This is a genomic window from Bradyrhizobium sp. P2_E8, assembly GCF_056403875.1.
Window position 1 is genome coordinate 1 of the sequence record NZ_JBFUES010001168.1, and the last position, 2,112, is coordinate 2,112.

The following is a 2,112-nucleotide window of genomic DNA, read 5'->3' on the forward strand; positions in this document are numbered from 1 at the left end:
CTATAGCGAGGCGTGGCGCCACTTCACCGATCCCGATTACCTCACCAGGCTGATCAGCATCGTCTGGGGCAAGGCCAAGGGCGCCAAGCTGTTGGTCGCGGGCTCGGCGAGCGGCGAATTGGTCGGCGCGCTGCGCGAGCGCGGCATCGATGCCTACGGCATCGAGAACAACCGCGCCATCCACGCCAAGACGCCGAAGGCGCTGAAGAAGTACAACAAGCTCGGCTCGATCACCGACATGCCGTTCAAGGACGGCGCCTTCGACTTCGTGTTCGAGACCAGCCTCTGCCACATTTCCCCGAAGCAGGTGGTCCGCGCGATTCGCGAGCTCAACCGCGTGGTCAAGACCGGCGTCGTGTTCGGCTCGATCACCTCGGACATGGCCTCGGCTGTGATCGACCGCTACGACCTCCTGCGCGGGGTCAAGAAGCTCGGCACCTGGTGGGAATGGTCCGAACTGTTCTTCGGCAACGGCTTCGACCTGTCGATGCACCGCAAGGACTGTACCGATGCGCTCTGGGAGGCGACGCTCGCCGCCAACAAGGGGCCGGGCCAGTGGTACGCCGACGCCGACAGCCTGCGCTATTCCTTCTTCGACAAGGTCGAAGACGAGGACGACGACTAGCCGCAAGGATCGGAGCGGGCTAGCCAATTGCTTTGCCGAATTCATTCTGATCGCATAGAATCAGTGCAGTAGCGGTTTCCGCTATTTCCTGCTTTCTCTGCGGTCATGCCGGCCGTCAGCATTCGTTGGTTTCATGGCGTCCAAGCCTCCCTCTCCAGACAAACAGAAGCTCGCCGTGGAAGAGGCGGCCGAGCTCGACAAGCTTGCCCCCACCGCCAAGCCGGACCGCGAAGACGACGAGGACGACGAAGGCGAGGAGGACGACGAGCTGGAGCTCGATGACGACGATGAGGACGAGGACCTCGTCGTCTTTACCGCGCGCGAGGCCGCCGGCGCGCTCGCGACCATCGTGGGTTTCGTCAAGCCCTATCTGACCAACTACAAGCGGATGCTGTCGTTCGTGGCGTTCGGCGTCGTCGTCGAGACGCTGTTCAACGTCATCATGCCGCTCAGCCTGAAGTTCCTGATCGACGACGCGCTCGGCGAGGAGGATTTCCAGGCGCTGTACAAGATCCTCGGCGTGCTCGCGGCCGCCGGCATCTTCACCTCGATCGTGGCGGTCTGGTACGAGCGCTGGGACGCGCGGCTCGCGGCCTGCATCATCTCCGACGTCCGCAAGCACCTGTTCGAGCACGTCCAGGACCTGCCGGCCGCCTATTTCGGCCGCACCAAGCGCGGCGAGATCCTGTCGCGTTTTTCCGTTGACCTCGCCGCCTTCGAAGGCTCGGTCAAGACCTTCGCCAACAGCGCGGCGCTGCCGTTCCTCGAGTTGATCGCCGGCATCATCCTGATGGTGTTCCTGAACTGGCAGCTCGCGGTGGTTGCGCTGCTGGTGTTTCCGATCACGCTGATCGGTCCGCGCATGCTCACGCCGAAGGCGGTGCAGGCCAATTACGAGCAGAAGCTCAATGAATCCGCGCTGCTCGGCATGGTGCAGGAGAACGTGGCGGCACAGGCCGTCATCAAGGCGTTCAGCCTGCAACGCCGGATGTTCGGCTTCTTCAGCTTCCGCAACGACGAGACCCGCAACAGGATCGCCTCAGCCGCGTTCCTGTCGACCATGGTGGAGCGGACGGTCACGATCTCGGTGCTGCTCCTGCACCTCGTGGTGCTCGCGATCGGTGCGTACCTGGCGACCAAGGGCCAGATCACCATCGGCACCTTCGTCACCTTCGAGAGCGCGTTCTGGGAGGTCTCCTACAACATCGCCCATGTGATGCATTTCATCCCGGTGTCGATCTCCTCGGCCGCCGCGATCCGGCACATCCAGGAGCTGCTCGACGAGCCGACGCGCGGGGCCGATCGTGCCGGCGCGCCCGATCTGCCGCGCATTACACACGACATCACCTTCGACCGCGTGACCTTCCAGTACGAAGGCAGCCAGACGCCGGTGCTGGACAATCTCAGCCTCAAGCTCAATGTCGGCAAGAGCATCGCTATCGTCGGCCCCTCGGGCTCCGGCAAGAGCACGCTGCTCAACCTGATCC

At 63.4% G+C, this 2,112-nt stretch carries 2 protein-coding genes; both read left to right on the plus strand.

The genetic code is table 11. From position 1 onward, the window contains the following. Positions 1-625 (plus strand): class I SAM-dependent methyltransferase (locus AC1D00_RS38150; RefSeq protein ID WP_477014227.1); only part of this gene is annotated, 625 nt, incomplete at its 5' end. Positions 626-758: 133 nt separating this feature from the next. Then, on the plus strand, positions 759-2,112 hold a 1,354-nt coding region (locus AC1D00_RS38155), incomplete at its 3' end, for an ABC transporter transmembrane domain-containing protein (protein WP_477014228.1).